At 36.7% G+C, this 21,029-nt stretch carries 22 protein-coding genes; 8 read left to right on the top strand and 14 right to left on the bottom strand.

Annotated features, from left to right (window positions below; all coding sequences use genetic code 11):
* Positions 1-22: 22 nt before the first annotated feature.
* The 7 genes from LDK52_RS07440 to LDK52_RS07410 are packed head-to-tail and all read left to right on the top strand — an operon-like array spanning position 23 to position 5,643.
* Positions 23-1,198 carry an acetyl-CoA C-acetyltransferase gene (locus tag LDK52_RS07440; protein WP_277585317.1) on the top strand — a complete coding sequence of 392 codons (1,176 nt, stop codon included), beginning with the start codon at positions 23-25 and terminating at the stop codon, positions 1,196-1,198.
* Between the two features lie 21 nt (positions 1,199-1,219).
* Complete coding sequence (locus tag LDK52_RS07435; protein WP_277585316.1) at positions 1,220-2,068, top strand: 3-hydroxyacyl-CoA dehydrogenase family protein; 849 nt, start codon at positions 1,220-1,222, stop codon at positions 2,066-2,068.
* Complete coding sequence (locus LDK52_RS07430) at positions 2,055-2,453, top strand: hotdog family protein (protein WP_277585315.1); 399 nt, start codon at positions 2,055-2,057, stop codon at positions 2,451-2,453. The genes LDK52_RS07435 and LDK52_RS07430 overlap by 14 nt, the downstream gene beginning before the upstream one ends.
* Positions 2,450-2,830 (top strand): hotdog family protein, encoded by a 381-nt coding sequence (locus LDK52_RS07425; protein ID WP_277585314.1) that lies wholly within the window; start codon positions 2,450-2,452, stop codon positions 2,828-2,830. The genes LDK52_RS07430 and LDK52_RS07425 overlap by 4 nt, the downstream gene beginning before the upstream one ends.
* A gap of 18 nt (positions 2,831-2,848) precedes the next feature.
* A complete protein-coding gene (locus LDK52_RS07420) occupies positions 2,849-3,259 on the top strand; it encodes an acyl-CoA thioesterase (protein ID WP_277585313.1) in 411 nt (136 codons plus the stop codon).
* Positions 3,249-4,028 (top strand): enoyl-CoA hydratase/isomerase family protein, encoded by a 780-nt coding sequence (locus LDK52_RS07415; protein WP_277585312.1) that lies wholly within the window; start codon positions 3,249-3,251, stop codon positions 4,026-4,028. Before LDK52_RS07420 ends, LDK52_RS07415 begins: the two co-directional genes overlap by 11 nt.
* A gap of 10 nt (positions 4,029-4,038) precedes the next feature.
* Positions 4,039-5,643: a class I adenylate-forming enzyme family protein gene (locus LDK52_RS07410; RefSeq protein ID WP_277585331.1), complete on the top strand. Its 1,605-nt coding sequence runs from the start codon at positions 4,039-4,041 to the stop codon at positions 5,641-5,643.
* Positions 5,644-5,742: 99 nt separating this feature from the next.
* On the opposite strand, the gene LDK52_RS07405 is transcribed toward LDK52_RS07410, so the two are convergent.
* The 4 genes from LDK52_RS07405 to LDK52_RS07390 all read right to left on the bottom strand — a co-directional run bounded on the left by LDK52_RS07405 (position 5,743) and on the right by LDK52_RS07390 (position 9,513).
* Positions 5,743-6,312 (bottom strand): PepSY domain-containing protein, encoded by a 570-nt coding sequence (locus tag LDK52_RS07405; RefSeq protein ID WP_277585311.1) that lies wholly within the window; start codon positions 6,310-6,312, stop codon positions 5,743-5,745.
* 356 nt (positions 6,313-6,668) lie between these two features.
* Positions 6,669-7,385 (bottom strand): PepSY domain-containing protein, encoded by a 717-nt coding sequence (locus LDK52_RS07400; protein WP_277585310.1) that lies wholly within the window; start codon positions 7,383-7,385, stop codon positions 6,669-6,671.
* A gap of 74 nt (positions 7,386-7,459) precedes the next feature.
* Complete coding sequence (locus LDK52_RS07395) at positions 7,460-8,809, bottom strand: sensor histidine kinase (RefSeq protein ID WP_277585309.1); 1,350 nt, start codon at positions 8,807-8,809, stop codon at positions 7,460-7,462.
* The gene (locus tag LDK52_RS07390) at positions 8,806-9,513 is read right to left on the bottom strand and encodes a response regulator transcription factor (RefSeq protein ID WP_277585308.1); all 708 of its coding nucleotides are present in this window, start codon (positions 9,511-9,513) and stop codon (positions 8,806-8,808) included. Before LDK52_RS07390 ends, LDK52_RS07395 begins: the two co-directional genes overlap by 4 nt.
* Before the next feature lie 280 nt (positions 9,514-9,793).
* Between LDK52_RS07390 and LDK52_RS07385 the strand changes: the two genes are divergently transcribed.
* Entirely contained in the window at positions 9,794-11,005 is a 1,212-nt protein-coding gene (locus LDK52_RS07385) for a NupC/NupG family nucleoside CNT transporter (protein WP_277585307.1), read from the top strand.
* Between the two features lie 127 nt (positions 11,006-11,132).
* Here LDK52_RS07385 and LDK52_RS07380 read toward each other — a convergent pair whose 3' ends face one another.
* From LDK52_RS07380 to LDK52_RS07335, 10 genes are all read right to left on the bottom strand, one after another.
* A complete protein-coding gene (locus LDK52_RS07380; RefSeq protein ID WP_277585306.1) occupies positions 11,133-11,711 on the bottom strand; it encodes a TerD family protein in 579 nt (192 codons plus the stop codon).
* A 28-nt stretch (positions 11,712-11,739) separates the two neighbouring features.
* Complete coding sequence (locus LDK52_RS07375; protein ID WP_277585305.1) at positions 11,740-12,816, bottom strand: toxic anion resistance protein; 1,077 nt, start codon at positions 12,814-12,816, stop codon at positions 11,740-11,742.
* 17 nt (positions 12,817-12,833) lie between these two features.
* A complete protein-coding gene (locus LDK52_RS07370) occupies positions 12,834-14,447 on the bottom strand; it encodes a YceG family protein (RefSeq protein ID WP_277585304.1) in 1,614 nt (537 codons plus the stop codon).
* 25 nt (positions 14,448-14,472) lie between these two features.
* A complete protein-coding gene (locus LDK52_RS07365) occupies positions 14,473-15,279 on the bottom strand; it encodes an HAD family hydrolase (protein ID WP_277585303.1) in 807 nt (268 codons plus the stop codon).
* The gene (locus LDK52_RS07360) at positions 15,276-16,391 is read right to left on the bottom strand and encodes a cysteine protease StiP family protein (protein WP_277585302.1); all 1,116 of its coding nucleotides are present in this window, start codon (positions 16,389-16,391) and stop codon (positions 15,276-15,278) included. The genes LDK52_RS07365 and LDK52_RS07360 overlap by 4 nt, the downstream gene beginning before the upstream one ends.
* Complete coding sequence (locus tag LDK52_RS07355; RefSeq protein WP_277585301.1) at positions 16,381-17,742, bottom strand: phosphoribosyltransferase domain-containing protein; 1,362 nt, start codon at positions 17,740-17,742, stop codon at positions 16,381-16,383. The genes LDK52_RS07360 and LDK52_RS07355 overlap by 11 nt, the downstream gene beginning before the upstream one ends.
* A complete protein-coding gene (locus tag LDK52_RS07350) occupies positions 17,699-18,820 on the bottom strand; it encodes an HpcH/HpaI aldolase/citrate lyase family protein (protein ID WP_277585300.1) in 1,122 nt (373 codons plus the stop codon). The genes LDK52_RS07355 and LDK52_RS07350 overlap by 44 nt, the downstream gene beginning before the upstream one ends.
* Before the next feature lie 120 nt (positions 18,821-18,940).
* Positions 18,941-19,516 carry a TerD family protein gene (locus tag LDK52_RS07345; RefSeq protein WP_277585299.1) on the bottom strand — a complete coding sequence of 192 codons (576 nt, stop codon included), beginning with the start codon at positions 19,514-19,516 and terminating at the stop codon, positions 18,941-18,943.
* Positions 19,517-19,529: 13 nt separating this feature from the next.
* Positions 19,530-20,156, bottom strand: coding sequence for a TerD family protein (locus tag LDK52_RS07340; RefSeq protein ID WP_277585298.1), 627 nt, complete (start codon positions 20,154-20,156; stop codon positions 19,530-19,532).
* A gap of 227 nt (positions 20,157-20,383) precedes the next feature.
* The gene (locus LDK52_RS07335; protein WP_277585297.1) at positions 20,384-21,016 is read right to left on the bottom strand and encodes an alpha/beta hydrolase; all 633 of its coding nucleotides are present in this window, start codon (positions 21,014-21,016) and stop codon (positions 20,384-20,386) included.
* Positions 21,017-21,029: the final 13 nt, after the last annotated feature.

The following is a 21,029-nucleotide window of genomic DNA, read 5'->3' as shown; positions in this document are numbered from 1 at the left end:
AACAAGAGATAGAGGTGATCTTTTGGAAAAAGTATATATCGTATCAGCGTTAAGAACAGCAGTAGGTCGTTTCGGAGGAAGCTTGAAACAGTTTAATTCTTCTGATTTAGGTGCAGAAGTCATTAAAGCAACAGTTAATGGGTTGACAGTACCTCTGGAGAAAATAGATGAAGTAATTATCGGCAATGTTTATCAGGCAGGAGGGAGAGCAAACCCAGCTAGACAGGCGGCTTTAAAGGCTGGGTTGCCGACTTCTATTCCTGCAATGACGATAAACAAACAGTGTGCTTCTGGTATGCGTTCCGTTTCACTTGCTTATCAGCAAATAAAAGCTGGAGAAGCAAAGCTAATTTTAGCAGGTGGAACTGAGAGTATGAGTAATGTTCCTTACATTTCATTAGATAGTCGATGGGGTAAAAAGCTAGGTGCCATTCAACTAGAAGATAGTTTGCTTTATGATGGTTTAATTTGTTCGAAAGAGAATTATCATATGGGAATAACAGCGGAGAATATAGCAGAGCAATATAGTATTTCAAGAAAAGAACAAGATAAATTTGCTTTGCAAAGCCAGAGAAAAGCAGCAACTGCTATACAAAATGGTGTGTTTGAAAAAGAAATAGTCCCAATAGTAACAAAAAAACAAGTATTTCAAGTTGATGAGCATCCACGCACTACGACATTAGAAACGTTAGAAAAATTATTAACAGCTTTTAAAGATAATGGAACTGTTACTGCGGGCAGTTCTTCCGGATTAAATGATGGCGCATCAATTTTACTTATTGCTTCTGAAAGTATGGCTAAAGAATATAATTTAACTCCTCTAGCTGAAATTATTTCTGTTGCTTCAGCAGGAGTAGACCCAAGCGTAATGGGAATCGGTCCGGTGCCTGCAACAAAACTAGCTCTTAAAAAAGCAAATTTAACAATAGATGATATCGATTTAATTGAACTGAACGAAGCATTTGCAGCGCAGGCAATAGCAGTAATAAAAGATTTAAATCTAAATGAAGAAATTGTAAATGTTAACGGGGGTGCTATCGCTCTCGGTCATCCAGTGGGAAGCTCTGGGTCAAGAATAATTGTATCATTAGTGCACGAACTGATTAGAAGAGATAAAGAATATGGTCTTGCAACTTTATGTATTGGTGGAGGACAGGGAGCAACTGTAATAGTGAAAAATGTCCAACTTAAGAAATAACCTATAGATTGAGGCGATATGATGATGGAAAAGAAAGTAATGGTTGTTGGTGCAGGACTTATGGGCAGTGGAATTGCACAGATGTTTGCTCTAGCGGGAATACCTGTTGTTTTAAATGATCGTACCGAGGAAGATTTAACAAGAGGTAAAAACTTTATAGCTAAAAGTATTCAATCTATGTTAAAAAGAGAAAAGTATACAACAGAGGACGAGCAAAGAATCCATAGTTCTATTCAGTATTCAACGGATATCCAAGATGGGAAGGATGTTGATTTGGTAATTGAAGCCGTTCCCGAGAGAATTGAATTAAAACAAGAGGTTTTTAAAAAATTGGACCAAATAGTACAACCAAACGCTATATTAGCGAGTAATACATCCTCCCTTTCAATTGCGGCTATTGGCTCAGTGACTAATCGTCCAGAAAAAGTGATTGGTATGCATTTCTTTAGTCCGGTGCCAATTATGAAATTGTTGGAAATAATTACTTCTATTGAAACAGCAGGAGAAACATTGGAACGAGTTAAGGAATATGGAAAAGCAATTGGAAAAGAAACTGTCATTGCACAGGATTATCCGGGTTTTATCGTAAATCGTATTTTATTGCCAATGATGAATGAGGCAGCATTTTTAGTCATGGAAGGAACGGCTCCGGAAGAAGTTGACCGCGGTCTTAAACTTGGAGCAAATCACCCAATAGGGCCATTACGCTTAGCTGATGAATGTGGATTAGACACAACACTGTATGCACTAGAAAGCTTATATGAAGGATTTGGAGATTCTAAGTATCGTCCCTGTCCTCTACTAAAGCGAATGGTAGAAGCAGGGAAATTAGGAAGGAAATCTGGTAAAGGTTTCTATGACTATAACTAGGATGTTCAAAACAACAAGTACTTTACTGATTACAGAAAGCCATTTACTGCTGCCGATTATATGGGAAGGTGACTTAAACCTCCATTCTAATGAACCGCTGATGAGACAATCGCAGTTTCAAAATATTATCCTTCACGGAGACACAGTTTTTTCATTGGCAATCGCATTAGTCGAAAAGCAGGAAGTTGAATTCACTTTTATAAATGAGTTTGACACTATATATAAAAGAAGTGTCACATTAGGAGATAAAATTTTCGTTGAATATAATATGATTATCATAGATCGACATAGAAAATTAGAATTCTTGGCTTATAAAAATGACCGTGAACTTGTAATGGAGGGGACTTTGTTGACCACTTCAGAAAATGAGGTGTTTGAGAGATGAAATTTATCAAGCAACCAAATACGGTTATTAGTAGGACTTTATATGAAACAGATTTTGTTCTTTTTCGAACGCTATTAGATAGTGGAAATTTAGAAAAAACCCTGTTTGCAGATAATCGGCAACTTGTAATGCTAGCTATAGGTATCTTAAATAGGACACTTAACTTAGAAGAGTTTTTAGTCGCTGTAGTAGGTCAAAAGTGGAAATTCCATAGGAAAGTGGAGATTGGAGAGACTCTTTCGGTAGCTTATCAAATTCAGGAAAATAAAACCTTAGGTAATAAAAGGTACATATATGATATAAAGATAGAATTAATTGTCGAAGAACATGTAGTAGCAACAGGAATCTGGGGAGTTATGTTGAACAATAAAGTATAAAGGAAAGGAGAGAATATAATGTATCAAACAATTATCGAACCACGAGTTTCTGAAACAGATGGGGTAGGACATATAAATAATACAACGGTGCCTATTTGGTTAGAAGGTGGCAGAAATAAACTCTTCTCCTTATTCAATCCAGATCTCAGCTTTAAAGAGTGGAAAATGATTATTCTGAAAACTACTGTTGAATACAAGCAACAAATATATTTCGGAACGAATGTAGAAATTAAGTGCTGGATCAAGCGAATTGGCAACTCGAGTTTAGAACTATATGAGGAGATTTGGCAGCAAGATAGGTTGACCGTCCAAGCAAATACTATATACGTTAACTATAATGTGCATGAGAATAAAAGTGAGATAATACCAAATGAAATTCGAAAAGAATTAGAAAAGCATTTATATGAGGAGGGATTAAATGGACAATAAAGTAATTTATCAATTAGAAAATAATATAGCTAGAATTACATTAAATCGTCCTAATGCCCTGAATGCTTTAGATAATGATATGATTGCAGATTTGATTAATTTTCTAAAAGAAAGTAAAAGAGACGACAAAGTTCGAGTTGTAATAATAGAGGGTAACGGAAAGGCATTTTGTGCGGGGGATGATCTCGTAGACATGGGAACGGAAAGAAATCCCAATCCAACTGACAAATTGACAGAGTATACAGATGGATATCCTGCGGTTGTTCTAGAAATGGAAAACCTAGAAAAACCAATTATTGTAAAAGTGCATAAATATGCTCTTGGAGCAGGGCTCGAGATTGCCTTGGCAGCTGATTTTATTATTGCCTCTAAGGATACTAAATTTGGTCTTCCTTTTGTGTTAAGAGGAATTTCAGCAGGTACATATCTTTTACAAAAAAGAATTGGATATCATCGGGCAGCACGATATCTCTATTTAGGAGAAATGTTCGAAACAGAAGAGGCTTCTCAATGGGGCTTATTATATAAACAAGTAGAGATTGAATCATTAAATGAGGAAGTAGAAAAATTGGCAGAGCATTTATCAAAGAGTGCTACACGCGCCCTTGGCTTAATGAAAAAAGCGATGCATACTAGCGAAAATATGGCATTAGAGGCAGCCTTCCAGGTGCAGACCTATTCAACTTTAGCCTCATTCCATACGACAGATTATGCCGAGGGTAAGCAAGCTTTCGTTGAAAAAAGAGAGTCCAATTTTGAAGGGAAGTGAGGAATTGAAAGTGCAACTAACTCTACAAAATCAACCAATCCATTCTTATATTGAGCAACATGCAAAATTAGACTCGGAGAAAATAGCAATTAATTTTTATGGTCAAGAAATAACGTACGGAGAGTTGTGGAACTCAATTAATCGAATGGCTAACTTTCTTTCTAATCAAGGAGTGAAGAAGGGAGATACTGTAGCATTATATCTTCAAAATTGCCCTCAATATGTGATTGCCTTTTTTGCAACACAGAAAATAGGTGCGATCGCGGGCCCTTGTAATCCAATGTTCAAAGAATGGGAACTAAAATACCAATTAAACGACCTCGATGCTAAAGTACTTATTACTACTCCTGATCTATTTGAAGTTTATGGAAAAGTCCAGGAAGAAACGAGCGTTCAATGTAAGATACTTGCTAACTACCGTGATTACTTACCTGAAACTCCGTACCCAGATTTCCCGGAGAAGATGGTCGATGCACAATTTAAAGACACGATTGCATGGTCTTCTATATTAGAGGAAGAGAAATATGACTATGAGAGTAATGTAGAGATTAATATGACTGAAGATGTTAGCTTAATCATTTATACTTCAGGTACAACTGGCTCTCCAAAAGGGGCAATGCTCACGTATGCAAATTCGGAGTTTCAGGCAACCTGTGTTGCAAAGAACTTTGGTTTTACAAAAGATGATACGTACATTGCGGTCATGCCAGTCTTTCATATTGCTGGTAAAGTTGTAAGTTTACTTAGTGCAATGGTTGTTGGAGCTAAGATTGTTTTACTGACACGATTCGATTCAAAAGGTATGCTTCAAGCACTTGATCGATATAAAGCAACCGCTTTATATACAACTACTCCAATGAACATTCAAATGATGAGAGAAGATTTATTTCATCAGATAGATTTTAGTCATTTAAAGATTAATATAGTAACAAGCTTTGGTATACAAATAACTCAAGAAATTTCAAATGACTGGGAACAAATTACTGGGGAGCCTTTAATGGAGTTTGCTTATGGAATGAGTGAAACTCATACAGGGAATACTATGACTCCACCGAACGAAATAAAATATGGCAGTGTTGGTAAGCCTACTTTTGATACAGATATCAAAATAGTTCAATTTGATAATTATGATGAAGAAATGCCGGTCGGGGAGCAAGGAATGATTCTTGTAAAAGGACCAAGTGTATTTAAAGGTTACAAAGGAAAAGAAGAAGAGACGATGGAATCATTCTATGGTGATTATTTCATTACCGGCGATATAGGAAAGTATGATGAAGATGGTTTTTTATATTTCCTAGGCAGAGTTAAAGAAATGATCAAATGCTCGGGCTATAGCGTTTATCCAGAGGAAGTAGAAAAAATGCTGTCTAAGCATGAAAAAATTAACCAAGTAGCTGTAATAGGTGTTCCGGATCCGGTAAGAGGAGAATCAGTAAAAGCCTTTGTCGTATTAGAGGAGAAAATGGAAGCAACGGAAACGGAAATTATCGAGTGGGCGAGAGATAAAATGTCTGCTTATAAATATCCACGTGAAATTGAATTCATCCATGAACTTCCAAAAACAAGCTCAGGAAAAGTATTAAGACGCTTATTGAAAGAGGAAACAGTAATATAAACATTTTATAAATTATCTTTTTGCTGACTGAGTAAGTTACTATTTAAAAAATCGCTTAATGGAGACCCATCAAGCGATTTTTATTATTATTGCTATTTATTAATCGTCATAACGATCATTGTCATTATCATCATCAAGTTCATACTCAATGATTTCCCCTGTAGTTGCATCGATCGTAAACTCTGCCTCGCCTTTAGCTGTATTAAGCTCTAATTCATATTCATATCGACCGTCATCGGAATCTAATTCGATTTCTACTAATGTTCCTTTGATTTGTTTTTGAGCAATTTCAATTGCTTTAGCTTCTGTAATAAGTTTAGTGTTTGGAGCTACTTTATCTAGATCATTGTCATCATCATCGTCTTTATCTTCTTTTACATTCAATACTTTTGCATTATAGGCATCTACTCTTACTTCATACTCTATTGATTTTTCTCCATCTATATCAACTTCATAAAATGTTTTTCCATTATCTTTTTCAAGTTCTACACTTTCAATTATGCCTTTTGCTTCTTTCAGAGCCACTTCTTTAGCTTTTTCTATACCAATTAATTTTTCACTTTGCGTGTTACTCACGTTAACATTGTCATCGTTTGCCAAAGCATTTATACCAATTCCTCCACTAATCACAATTGCAGCTACTAATGAACCAATTACTAATTTTTTCATTTTTTCTCCTCCTAAGTTTTGTTTGCCTTACATGTATTACTATATACCGCTTAAAAGAAAGGACGGGGAGGGGGAGGTTAAAATTTGGATAGAAAATGAAAATATACTTGCGAATGAATTGGATGAAATTCCCTGTTCGCAAGTAATGATCGCATGAGAGTGAGTAAATGAGGCAAGAGCGCAAGTAAAATAAAATGAAAGCAAGTAACCGGTAGTCTTCCGCAAGTAAACAACCAATGACCGCAAGTAAACCACCGGATTACAACCACATGCTCTTGTCCTCAGCGGTATAATATAATTACCAAAAAAGGTTGGTAGCGACAGCAGCCGCGACCAACCTTTTTTCAGAGTACTTGTCAGTCCTCCCAAATTACTGATTTCACCGTACCAGTATATGCATCCACTTGGACAACAGCTTCACGATCTTCTTCTTCGTCATTTTCAATCTCCACATCGACTAAGTAATAGGGTGTTTGACCAGTAGGTTGATGAAGTTCTGCATCTTCATCAGCAATACCTTTTAAATGTTTTGCTGCAATAATTAGTGCCTCTTGCTCAGTAAGGAGGGTGCTTTCTGTAGTTACAGGAGCTTCTAAAGTAGCCTGAGTTGAGTCTATTATCGCACCAGTATACGGGTCAACTTTTAGCGTGAATTCTGCATTTCCCTTGAGAACAATTGCTTCATAGTAAGGGGTGTCTGCATCATTTATAAAATGAATAGATTGAAGCTCACCCTGTGTAGCAATTTCTTCTTTTATTTGCCCTTCCGTAAGTTTGTCAACAGAAGGGGATACTTCCTCAGTCGGCAATTGTTTTAGGGAAAGAATATCTCCGTTCTTGCTATCCATCCTAATAGTGTAAATTCCATTCTCCATTTGCATTTCAATCTCATAGTCGTTATTAGATTTAGCTGCTCGAATTATTTCACCTGGATATTTTGCAAGCGCAGTCGCCTTCAATTCTTCCTCGGTGAGCGTTTTAGTGGAAAAAGGAGAAAGCCATAGCACGCCAATTACTAACAAAATCACTAGTATAATGCCTCCGATTATCCAACCGGACTTATTTATCTTCATCGTATGTCACCTCAAGATTCAGTCTGATAGATATAGTATATAATGCGAAAGTAAGAATTTGGGGAGAAAGACTATTATTGTTTTTGCATGTAAAGCGTCACAATCGTTCCCTCATTTACCTTACTATCCAGTTCAATACGTATACCGAGTGCATCGGCAATATCTTTTGCCATAGTTAGACCGAGACCTGATCCACCTTGTTTTCGACTTCTTGCCTGATCGACTCGATAAAATCGATCAAACACTTTTGGTAAATCCTCTTTAGGTATGCCAATTCCTCTATCCTCGATTTGGATAGTTGTTTCTTTTTCCGACTGACCAACATAAACAGTAATTGGACCATCACTATACTTACGTGCATTATCTAAAAAGATATAAAGTAACTGCTTTAGCTTTTGAATATCCGTATAACCAATTATCTGGTAGTTCCCTTCGATATTAATATCTCGTTGATAAGTAGTTTGAAAAGTGGTTACTGTTTCTTGGACAAGCCGAGTAATATTAATCTGTTCTGATTGAATATTCAATTGCTCCTGCCGTGCAATAGACAATAGCTGCTCAGTCATTTCTCGCATTCGTATAGCTTCGGAGTGGATCGCATCAATGGATTCTTCAAATAAGTCCGGTCGCTCCAAACCTCGTCGTTTCATTAAATCTGCATAGTTTTCAATTATAGTTAAAGGAGTACGAAGCTCGTGTGATGCATTGGAGACAAATTGCTCCTGTTTTTCATAGTTAGTCTGTAATAAGTCCATCATATGATTAAACGTTTCACCAAGCTCAACAAGCTCTCCTTCGGTAGTATCCTCTAACTTCAATTGTTTAAATTGACCGCTTTTTTGAATATCCTTCATCGTATTAATCATTGTACGAATTGGCTGGATGATTAGATTGCTTAGTATTCGACTAGAAACAAAAGTGGGTATCATAGCAATCACAGTTACAAATATTAAAACGATCGCTAATAAATGAATCATTCTGTTTGTAGATTCAATACTAGTAGTCATCTGTAAATTTACAACAGTTCCATCACTCCACACAATAGGAGAGGATACGAATACATAAGGAGTTTCATCATGCGAAATCAATTCACTAAACTCACCAGCATAAAAACTACTCTTGCGTTCGCGTAGTGATTCTGCAGAAGGAGAGGTAGTTTTACCATTACTGGTAGTTAAATCCTCTTTCAAAATTTGTATCATGCCGTCCACGGGAACGTGAGCAAGTATTAGATAACTAGGGGCAATACGATCAACTGCTTTTCCTATTTCTGCGGCAACCTTTTCGACCTCTGCTTGTGCGCGCTCCACTTCATTTTCTTTCATAAGATAGCTGAATACAAAATAGATGGAGGCATTTATACAGATGAGCAACACGATAAATAATACCGACGTATATAGGTTTATTTTATTGCGAAGCTTCATGTTGCTTCCTTCAGGACATATCCTACGCCTCTCACAGTATGAATAAGTGCAGTATCAAAACCTACATCAATCTTTTTCCGCAGATATCGTATATATACATCGACAATTTTTGTGTCCCCGTGGTATTCATAACCCCAAACTGCTTCTAGAATTTGGCCACGATCCAACACTTGTCGTTTGTTTTTCACTAAATATAAAAGTAAATCATATTCCTTTGGAGTTAAACTGACATCTAAATTACTTCTAACGACTTCTCTTGTTTTGTCATTTACTCGTAAGTCACTGAACTGAAGCCACTCATCTTCTATAGGATTTGGAGGGACAGGGATAGTTGCTTGTCTCATCCTTAGCACTGCACGAATTCTAGCAAGCAATTCTTCCATTCTGAAAGGCTTAGTTATATAGTCACTGGCACCAAGGTCCAGACCAGAAACTTTGTCTTCAATAGAATCCTTGGCTGTTAATAAAATAATTGGAACCGTAGAATTTTTCCCTCGAATGCGTCGAAGTAATTCAATTCCACTCATACCTGGAAGCATTATATCTAATAAAATCAAATCCCATTTTTGTGAAAGAAACATGTCAAAAGCATCGATTCCATCCATTGCCTTGCCGGTTTCATAACCTTCGTATTCTAATTCAATTTCAAGTAGCCTAACAATTTTTTCTTCATCTTCTACGATTAAAATAGATTCCTTAGACAAATTAAGCACACCTTTCGAACCTATGCTCCATTATATCAATAATTAATGACCGCTGAGTAAGAGATGCATGGTTTTTTTTAGATAGTGAAAAAAACAATTTTATTTTAGATGAAATAGGGTAACCTACAATATTCATTTATGCTTGAAAAGTTAGAATAACCTTTCATTTTACAACAATTATTCTATTTGGTAACATGCGAAATAGTTGTCTGTCGTCTGACATCATTCAACGCAATATTAAAAGTAGTGATTTACTACTGTATAGAAAGAAGGAACGAAGATGAATGTGTTATGGGGAATCGGTGGTATCCTAGTCGTTTTAGGTATTGCTTTTCTTTTGTCTAGTGCAAAAAGATCAATTAAGCTAAGAACTATCCTAGCTGGATTGACGATACAAATAATATTTGCATTTATTGTGTTGAAGTGGGAAACAGGACGAGAAGGTCTACTTGCTTTTACAGACGGTGTTACAAATTTAATATCTTATGCTAATGAGGGGATATCGTTTTTATTTGGCCCATTAGCAGATGCAAAAGGATTTGGCTTTGTATTTGTATTTCAAGTATTGCCGATTATTATTTTCTTCTCCTCTCTAATATCGGTCTTATATTATTTGGGTATTATGCAGTTTGTTATAAAAATTATTGGAGGAGTGCTCTCCAAAATATTAGGAACGTCGAAAGCAGAATCAATTTCTGCAGCGGCTAATATTTTCGTTGGACAAACAGAAGCCCCATTAGTTATCCGACCTTTTATAGCCAAAATGACGAGATCTGAGCTTTTCGCTGTCATGACTGGGGGATTAGCGTCTGTTGCAGGTTCTGTTCTGGCAGGGTACGCATTATTAGGAGTTCCATTAGAGTACTTGATAGCCGCAAGTTTTATGGCTGCTCCAGCTGGTTTAATCATGGCCAAGATCATGATTCCAGAAACGGAAGAAGTAGATGAGTCAAATTTTGAAATGGAAAAAGATCCTTCCACTACAAATGTTATCGATGCTGCCGCAAAAGGTGCAAGTGATGGGATGTCATTAGCGTTGAATGTAGGTGCTATGCTTTTAGCTTTTATCGGTCTTATTGCATTGATAAATGGTTTGCTTGGTGGTTTAGGAGGATGGTTTGGTTATAATGATCTATCGTTAGAGGGGATTTTAGGTTTTATTTTCTCTCCACTGGCATTTGCCATAGGTGTTCCATGGGCAGAGGCAGTACAAGCAGGTTCTTATATTGGGCAAAAAATTGTTTTAAATGAATTTGTTGCCTATTCCTCTTTTGCACCAGAGATTTCAAATTTGTCACCTAAAACTGTTATCGTAGTAAGTTTTGCATTATGTGGCTTTGCCAATTTGAGTTCAATGGCTATCTTACTTGGTGGACTTGGCGCAATGGCACCAAGTCGTCGTTCAGATATAGCTCGTCTAGGACTTCGTGCAGTAGCAGCAGGAACGCTTGCTTCACTATTAAGTGCAGCTATCGCAGGAATGTTCTTATAAGGATAACAATTCAACTTGTAAAATATGGTGAACCTAGAAATTGCTTTTCACCAACATAAAATCCCGAGTGCATATGACGCACTCGGGATTGTTTTAATCTATAAATTTAATGAAACGCCTAATCAGCTTAGCTCAATCCAAATTCATTAATTAGTGATGCTAGGCCGCCTTGGAAACCGCTTCCGATTGCATTGAATTTCCACTCATTATTGTTGCGGTATATTTCTCCTACTACAAGTGCTGTTTCAATCGAAAAGTCTTCGCCTAGGTCATAGCGAACGATTTCTTCGTTTGTGTCTTCATTGACAATTCGTATAAAAGCATTTGAAACTTGACCGAAATTTTGTTTGCGTTGGTCTGCATCGTGAATGGTCACTGTAAAAACGACTTTTTGCACTACGCTTGGAACTATTGGCAACTTAACGAGCAGTTGCTCATCATCACCGTCACCATCTCCAGTACGGTTATCCCCAGTGTGGATAACTGAACCTTCCTCACTTTGGAGGTTATTATAAAAGATAAAGCTTTTTTCGTTGAAGGCTTTACCGTTTCCGTCTACGATAAAAGCGGAAGCATCTAAATCGAAAGCTTCACCGCCACTATATCTATTCGTATCCCAGCCGAGCCCTACTAAGACATTCGTTAAACCTGGATTCGTTTTTGTTAAATCAATTTTTTGGCCCTTTGATAGGTTAATAACTGACATTTTGTTTCCCCCTCATCCATTGATTAAATTACTTTCTTTGACCATTCTCATATTTCTTTTGTAATTCTTCTAAACGAAGACGACCTTCTTCTCTCATTTTGCGATTTTCTTCTTCAATCGCTTTTGTTTCGTTCATCCCGCGCATAATCGTATCCCATGTTTGCTCGATTGTTTCAATTTTAATACTAGGTTGCCCTGACATTCTGGCGATATCCACACTTTGCTTGGAGATATCATTAGCATTACGAAGTAACATTTCGTTCGTTCTACGATCTAGCTCGCTCATGGATTGTGCAACAAGATTTTGTCTTTTTGCGGAAATTGCATTAATAAGTCCTGTTTTAAAAATAGGAATAGTTGTTACGAATGCTGAATTTATCTTACCGATTAACTTTGTATTGCCTCGTTGAAGCATTCTAATTTGCGGTGCTGATTGATAAGAAACCTGTTTGGCCATTTCCAAATCGTAAATACGTTGATCTAGTAGTTCAATCGCATTTTGCAAAGAATTTAGTTCCATTAATACTAATTGATCGCCATTTTCAGCTTTTTGCTGTAGGTTCGGCACGAGTTGTCTCAACTGATTGACCTTTAACTCACCAGCTACAATATACTTTTCTAATTCCATGAAGTAGTTGAAGTTTTTGTCGTACAAGTTTTCTAACGTAACAGTAGATCTTTTCATTTCTGTTTCGTACTTCGTTATTTCTACAAAAACTTTATCGATTTCGCCACCCATTGTTTGATACTTATTGAATAGCTTTTCGATTATTTTCTCGCCTTGTTTAAAGATTTTACCGAAGAGAGAGGGCTTTTGGACAAAGTCTTTTTTATCGAATTTATCCATAATCTTACCCAGCTGTTTTAACAATTCACTGGATTCTTCCATACTACTAGACTTGATCGTACTTAGAATTTGTCCTGTAAATTTGGAAATTTCGTCTGCTGGTTCACGACCAAATTCTAATAGTCCAATCTGGTTTTTAGGGTCAATTTTTGCAACAAGCTGTAATACTTGTGGGTCACGCTTTAGCTTAGCTTTTAAATCATTACTTTCTTCCATCATTTGTTCTTGTTGTTCTATTTCTAACTTTTGTAATTCCATATTTTCTCCCCCTATGTCTATAGAAATTTCTTGAAAATTTTCTGAACTACACTTGGTTCTTTGAATGGGTCATTGAAACTTCTGTCGTCCATCCAGTGTATATCAAAGGTGCCTTCTTGTACCCATTTTTCTATATCCAGATGCCCCTTCGGATTCACGATTATAATATCTAACCCTAAATGATGCATCATACATAAAGCGTTGGCATCAGATCTGGATAGTTCAGGACCTTTTTCTTCATTATAAATAAATATAGTTGGAACAAATTGAGGATAATCAAATGTTTGTAAAAGACGAATAACAAAATCAGGTAAAACCATGGACTGTGCAAATGCGTATAATTGTAAGTCTTCTACAGATTCATTGGACTGTCTCATAAGTATTGGTTCGTTCACATGTTTGGCGATTGCCTCACCAATTACAGTTTGTGTTCCGAGCGGGAGCTTATCATACGTCCACCAATTTGCGGTCTTCATCTTTTCGGGATCCAACATACCATCTGCTTTTAAAGCATCTCGGTAATGGAATAGCTGATTCGTTTTTTGCTCCTTCGTGAAAGGAAACTGGCGAATAACATGCGTATCATCTCGTTCTGTTAACGAATGAACATTATTCCAAAAGCGTTTTCTGTTTTTGTCTATACCTGACAATTTTGCAAAAACCACTGGAATAGTTACCTGTTGGTTACTAACTTGGAAGTGAGGACGGATCATCGCCCTTTCTTTTGAAATTAGGAAAGCCTCGTCCTCAGTTGTTTTCAGTCGCAAAGAATTAATAGAGTATGATTTAAATTGGAATGGCTTATAAAGTCCAGAATCATCATGATGTAGAAGTTCATTAATTTCTTGTGTTGCTCTAAATGCAACAGTTCCTGCAATTTTGGGCATTTCGTCTGGCAATGGTTTAATATCTTGTGAAATCTTAGGAAAGCGATAGCTAAGGTCATCCTCAATTGTGAGTAGGGTTTTCGGCCAAGGCTCGTTAGTTGGGTTGAATATAACTACATGGAAACCAAAGTCGGCTAAATAAGTTAGAAACCATTTTTCGCTAGGGGTTGCCGTGCCGTACCAAAGAAAAGCAGGGATGCCCTGTACGAAATCTATTTCCTTCAGTGCCGGCTCCACATGATTGGATATCCATTTTACTAAATCTGTTGTTATACGCCGATATTCATGATGAAGAGTTCCTTCTGTGTAGCTTTTTTGTAACTTTTTTAATATGTCGATTAAAACTGTTTTAATTCGTCTATTTAAACTAGGATCTATTGAGTCTGGTAATAAGGAATAGCCATCAAGAAAGGCGACCATCCGACTAGGGGAGAGTCCTCTTTCTTTTTTGTGCAGGTCAAATAACTGATTGAGTGATTTTAACTTCTCGGCAGAAATTTGTTTGTTAAGTGCACCAGTCAGGATGCTTAACTTTCCTAAGGAATCATTGACTTGTGTATGTAGAATCGAGAAATATTCATCTTCATCTAAGGACATGCCAATATATTGGCAAACTAATTGAGGATACTTCAAGTTCTCTCCGTTCACTGTCACTTGTGAAGGATCTCCTAAAGAATCTTTCAACCATAATCCTATATTAGATGAATCCCACGACTTCATCCTTATGGGATTTAAATTCACCATGGGCTTTCCCTCCTATTCATACATATTATAACAAATAATTGCTTACCTTTTTTAATATTTCTTCTCCTGCTAAAACCCCCACTTGATTTGTAATGGAAACGTGAGGGGGGAGGTGTCCTCCCTTATGAATCGCTTCGCCATGGGAAGGAATAAAGCTATGATCAGCATTTATAACCATATCAAAATCGAGCATAGAATCTCCTGCAGCTATGACCGTTTTTGCAGCAATTCGTTCTTTCATAAATTGAAGAGCAGTCCATTTGTTTATGCAGGTTGGCATGATATACACTTTTCTGCCTTGATGAGAAAGAGTAAAACCTTGCTCGTAAAAGATTTGTGAAAGTTTTTCAAACTCTTCGACAGAAAAAGCTTGTTCATCAATGATTAAGTAGACAAACCATGATTCTGCTTGCATAACTTTTAGGACAAATTCGTTTTTTGTAAATGCTTCGAGTTGAGGTAGTACATGTTCTATAGAGGTGCGATTCTGTTGCATTTTTGCTATTACTTTATCAGACCATTCAGTAAGTGGCTTGCCGTCTTCTAAAATCACTGCACCGTTTGCTACAATTGCATATTTTGGTTTTTCTACAGAATGAAATAGTCCTGTAATTCGATTATATTGTTCAGCAGTTCTCGTTGTTACGGGTATAAAGGTAATAGAGGAGGTGATCTGTTGAAATAGCTGAAGACCTCTATTAGTCATAAATGCAGTTGGTTTTTCATCGATCCATTCTACAGCAGCAAAATCCTGAACGCTCACTTCTTGACCTCGTGAATTTTTACTATATATAAGTGTTCGATCTAAATCACTAGCAAATAGGATTGTCATAGTAGATCCTCCGATTCTATCAGACCGATGGCAAGGTAAAAGAGCCCAGGCACAATTTCGGTAGGAATATTTTTTTCCTTACATAAGAGGAGAATATGACGTAGGGATGGGTGTTTATCATCACTAAGTAATATTTTAAAAGGCTTCCTTCTTAAAAGCACTCTAGTCGTTTCTCCAACACTTGGCTTTACTTTACTAATATCAGCAGTTTTATAGAACTTACGGGCAATGGATTCCACTTCCTGCATGCCTCTCCAAGTTCGTTCGTTTGTAATAGGAAACTCTTCTATAAGTTCTTTTATAAATGGCTCCTGTTGTTGGAATCGATTGGATATATTTTCGATGAAATCGTTGGATACATCCACTTCTTCCAGATCAGCGTAATACTTAGCTCCGTGGTAATCATCTGCACCTTGAAAGGCATTATTTAGTACAGTTCGACTAACTAACCCGGAGACTGTTGAGTTTAAACAAGCATTTGGAATGAGGAAGTCTTCTCGCGTGGCAAATAATCTGGCACATTCGCCTGGATCGGTTAAAACAGCTAAATCATCATTTAAGTTAAGGTCGTAAGTGGCATTTAACTTTTCGATAGACTTAGTTAGCTCGTTTTGAATAGCACCTTTTCCTGTCCAACCATCAACAAATTGAATATGACTTTTTGGATATAGCTCTCTAATAGTACGGACAGCTTTCTCATCGATTCCTCTTCCTCTTAGTATAGATATACTAAAGTGTGGCCAATTAAGTTTCAAATATTTTTCCGCGTATCGTTTCAATAAAATCCCGACTGGACTTCCTGCTCGTGCAAGGGAAACGATTACGACGTCGTCTGTAGCGGCGAATCTTCTAATTCGTCTACATAATACTCCTACCAATTGTGCGATATGATCAGCCGATTCAAGCAAGGCTTGCTCATATAACTCCGTATACTCAGATGTTGGTCGATTTTCAATAGGCAAAGATTCGGAGTAGTGACTACCTGTTTGGAATAATCGTTCTCTCGATTCAACGGAAGACTCTATCTGAACATCAGATAAATCCTTCAGTAAAAAAGTAATATCTTCTGTGGGATAGCTAGATTTAACCAAACCTTCTGTATTAAAGTTCATTTTTTTCACCTCTAACTGGTTGAGTAAGAGACACCCATGAAACAGGTGCTAATGTTTCTAAATACGAAAGAAGTGGGAACCAGGTGGCAGGATTTTGAACTGACTCCGAAATAACGATGATTTGTTCGGCATCTATTTCTGATAGGTTGTATAAATATTGGTTAATCCCATTAGAATCTGGCAATATAAATCTACATTTATGTTGTATAGGATATAATTCTTCTGTTTTTGCTAAAATAGGACTTCTGGTAGTAGTTTGTACTTTTGTATTATTACCAAAGGCAAGCGCAAATCTATGCGGAAAATAGATGTTTTCTCCAATGCCTATAATGAGAGTGGGCTTATCCCTTTTTATGTTTGGGAGATTGTCTACAAATCTTGCTATCCAATCATCCATTTCTTCGTGAAGATTGCTTGTTAAACCGAATCTACCTGTGAAGTTGCAATAGGTCGCATGCTCACTCCGATGGTTCGAAGTAATTTCAAGAGATAATTTTTCGTTGGCAAACACGGAAAATGGTTGCATACTGTCTAAAAGTGGAGTTTCAATTTCCTCGATGGATGCTTCATTTTCTAGAGTAAATTGTCCACCCATGATGGTAATGATTTCGGCAGATATGTTATGTTTGCGCATTAGTTGGATAAAATCTTCTTGATGCGCTTTAGTTCTCCAGTCCAAAATAGATAAAATTTTATAGCGTTTGCCAGGATAAGAATCATTTAATGCAACGATTAAATTCGACAATGTAAGACCTGTTGTTATTTCATCATCTATTAACACAATCGTTTCTGTATCCTTTAATGTTTGTTCAGGTGCATAGACACTGTGAGAGGTTGCGTGGGAATGCTCTTCTTCAAAGTAAAAGGAAGGTTCCATATGTAGTATTTCTTCTCTCGTTGTATGAATGTAATGAGCGTTTTGAAAGTGATGAAATACCGCATGACCAAGACCGGTAGCTGTTTCGGCAAATCCGATGAATACGGTTTTTTTTGGTAAACTAGACTTAAAGGATAAAGAGTCCAAACTCAGTTTTCGATTTGGAATTTCTGAATTGACCATCTCAACGATTTCATTTACAAGTGGATGACTTTTTAAACCTTCATTCTCCATTAGCATAGAAGCTAAAATAGTACCCGTTCCAAGGGAAATGGCTGGATCCACTGCTAAATGCTTTCCAAGCAATGGACTTACGAATAAAAATTGTCGTTTTTTATTAATTCTCACGGCCATTTGGAAAAGTGACTTAGGTAAGAAATTATATGGATTATATTTAATGTCGATTGCTAGTTTTAAATCCCCATGTAAATTATAGGTTTTTGATGTATTGAAGGAAGTCGAGTGATGTAACATTTTCTTTAAACACCCCATAAATTTCTGCTTGAGCAATGATTTTCATAGCCCAGCTGTAGTGAGGTTTAACCTCATTCATTTTGTTCCTAGCAGAACTTCGCAAAACTCCATTTGTTTCCGCGTTATTTTCTACGATTAAACAGGCGTCTTCAAATAATTCCTTAGACACTACGTACACACTATTAACAATATCGACTTGGGATGGGTGAATACAGGTTTTCCCGTAGAATCCATTTAAAATGTCGAGCTGGACTTCATTCAAAAGAATAGACTCTATACTATTTGCATCTGTAAAAAGACGAAAAGAGTCTTGGGATTCAAAATACTCGTAAACTGGACCGGAAACGACAAAATTATCCTCTTTACGATTGAATTTGTTTAATATATCAGTTAAACAATTGGTGATTAGTAGCAGGTCGTAGATTGTTCTATTACCAGGACGTCTTTGACTGAATAGGCTGGTGAAATCTGTTGCGCCAACTCTAATAGTTAGTATAAGGTCTTCAAACTGCTTGAAAACAGTATATAGTTTGGAAAGTTCTTGCTCTCTAGTTTCTGTATAAATAATTTCTTTCGTTTCTAAAATAGGTAGCCCGTATAAATGAACAGAATACTGAACGTTTATATGTTCTAAACATAAAAAAAAGCTTTTTGCACTAGTAGAAGTGCACTTTGGAAAAACGAATCCAGTAATATATCGAATAGCACTTCCCAATAGAGAAGCCATTTTTTCTAAATGTTGAACGGTTCTAATTCGGATAAATAAGAGAGGAATCTCATTCGTATCTATTAAGCCATTTTGCTCGATTGATTTTAATTCCTTTACAACATTTAGTTCTGCCTCTATAAGATCTGAATCGGAAATAGCGTCTTCTAAACAAATGATCACACTTGTTAGATTCTTTAAACTCTTGTTTGAAAGTTTATAGGTGAAATTGGGCATTGAACCTGGTAAGTATAATGCTGCTCCCATAGCCATCCCTAATTTTTTTCTTTCCATATTTCTGGAAAAGTCGCTAGGTGGTATATGAAAGAATTGACGTATTTCTTTCTCACTAACCCCTCTGAATTGTCTCATGTTTTTCCACTCCTAAGAATGAAGAAGGGGAGTTATTAGGTATACCCAAATACCTCAGCATTCTTCTAGATACTAAAACAAAAAGCAAGGAAGCATGCCCTTGCTTTTTGAGAGAAGTTATTAATTCAAGCCGAAATCTGAAACTAATGCTCCAAGACCGCCTTGGTATCCACTTCCGATTGCATTGAATTTCCATTCGTTATTATGACGATATAGCTCGCCGACAACGACTGCAGTTTCAATGGAGAAGTCTTCACCAAGATCATAGCGAATTATTTCTTCTTGTGTATCTGCATTTAAAATTCGTACATATGAATTACTTACTTGGCCAAAGTTTTGGCCTCTAGCTTCGGCATCATGAATTGTTATACTAAATGCAATTTTCTCAACAGTTGATGGTACTGTCGATAAGTTAATGTTTACTTGCTCGTCATCGCCATCTCCATCACCTGTACGGTTATCTCCTGTATGAACAACAGAACCATTACCACCAGTTGCATTATTGTAGAAGATAAAGTCTGCTTCTGTAGCACATTTCCCATTATTACCAAGAAGGAATACCGATGAGTCTAAATCGAAGTCTTTTCCTCCGTCATACTTATTTGTATCCCAACCTAATCCAACTGTTACGTTCACTAAGCCTGGGTTTGACTTTGTTAAGTCTACCTTTTGTCCTTTTGATAAATTAATGCCCATTGTTTACCACTCCTTATAAGTATTTGTTTGCAATAGAACCGATATCTAGATCCAATGTACCTTCACCAATTGCAGAGAACTTCCAATCTGATCCATGACGATAAAGTTCACCAGGGAATAAAGAGGTTTTCCCAGCGTAATTTTCTGTTAAATTGTAATGTATTAATTCTTCTTTGCTTCCACTATCTACAAGACGGATGAAGGCGTTTTGAATAAGGCCAAAATCCTGTTTCTTTTGTTTCGCTTGATAAATATTAACTACAAACACCAACTTATGTACAGATGGTGAAATAGCACTTAAGTTCACATTTATTACTTCATCATCACCATCGCCATCCCCAGTACGATTATCGCCTGAATGGACAACGCTGCCATCTTTACTTGTTTTGTTTCCAAAATAGACTAAGTTTTCTTTCGATAGTAGTTTTCCTTTTTCATCTAAAAGTATTACGGAAGCGTCGCAATCTATATCAGCGCCAGCAGCACCGCCACCACCACCTAATAGTCCACCTAAAAATCCGCCGCTTTTTTTCTTTTCTTTTACTACTGGATCCCAACCTAATCCAACCATAACGCTTGATAAGGAAGATCTACCTTTTGTTAAGTCAATTTTTTGACCTTTAACTAAATTAATACCCATTTTTTTACCTCCAAATTTTAGTCATATTATATATACGACGAAATGCTGTAATAAGTTTCAAAAAAACCAAAGCTTTATTAGCAGAGGATAGTATAATTTTATCAGAATTATTCAGCTATTGCTATTAAGTTGAACGGCAAAAACCAATGGAATATTCCCAGGTAGTGCATAATAAAAAAAGAGCGAGAAAAATAGTATGGCCCATTTTTCTCGACTTCTTAAAATAATTAATTTTTATTTAAAAATGCTACTAAGTCCTGATGATTCTCTGGTGTAACCCCGTGACCATCGTTATAAGATTTAAAAGTGACTTTAGCTCCCGCAGCTTCGAAATATTCTTTACTGTCGAGCCCCCATTGTGATGGGATTACATAATCATAATCGCCATGAGAGATAAAGATGGATAGATGATGGATATCACGCTTGCAGTATTCTGCTTTAACAAACTCAGGGATATAGCCGCTTAATGCAACCACTTTACTAATTTCATTTCCCATTGTTAGCGCCAAAGTTTGCGCAAGGATGGCTCCTTGACTAAAACCTAATATCGTAATGTCATCAGGATTCAAGTTGTGCTCGGTAATTGCTTCGCGAATGAATGCTTGAATATGGGTTACGACTTTATCGAAAATATCCCTTATAGGCTTGCCAATTTCTTCAATTTCAAAAAATGAGTAGCCGGGGCTCCGAACGATCGGACCGCGTAAGCTAAAAATATGATGTGTACCCTCGAAATCCTTCACTAGTTGTGGTAAATCTGTTTCATTGCTCCCCATACCATGAAGTAAAAATAAGGCTGGTTGTTGTTTTTGTACCGCGGTGTTTGGTGCTGTATGGTTAAATGTAAAAGGAGATTTCATGTATCGTACTTCC

Origin of the sequence: Psychrobacillus antarcticus, from assembly GCF_029533155.1 — a bacterium.
Lineage (GTDB): Bacteria > Bacillota > Bacilli > Bacillales_A > Planococcaceae > Psychrobacillus > Psychrobacillus antarcticus.
The sequence above is the reverse complement of the archived record's forward strand: the minus strand, read 5'-3'. Positions and strand labels throughout refer to the sequence as shown.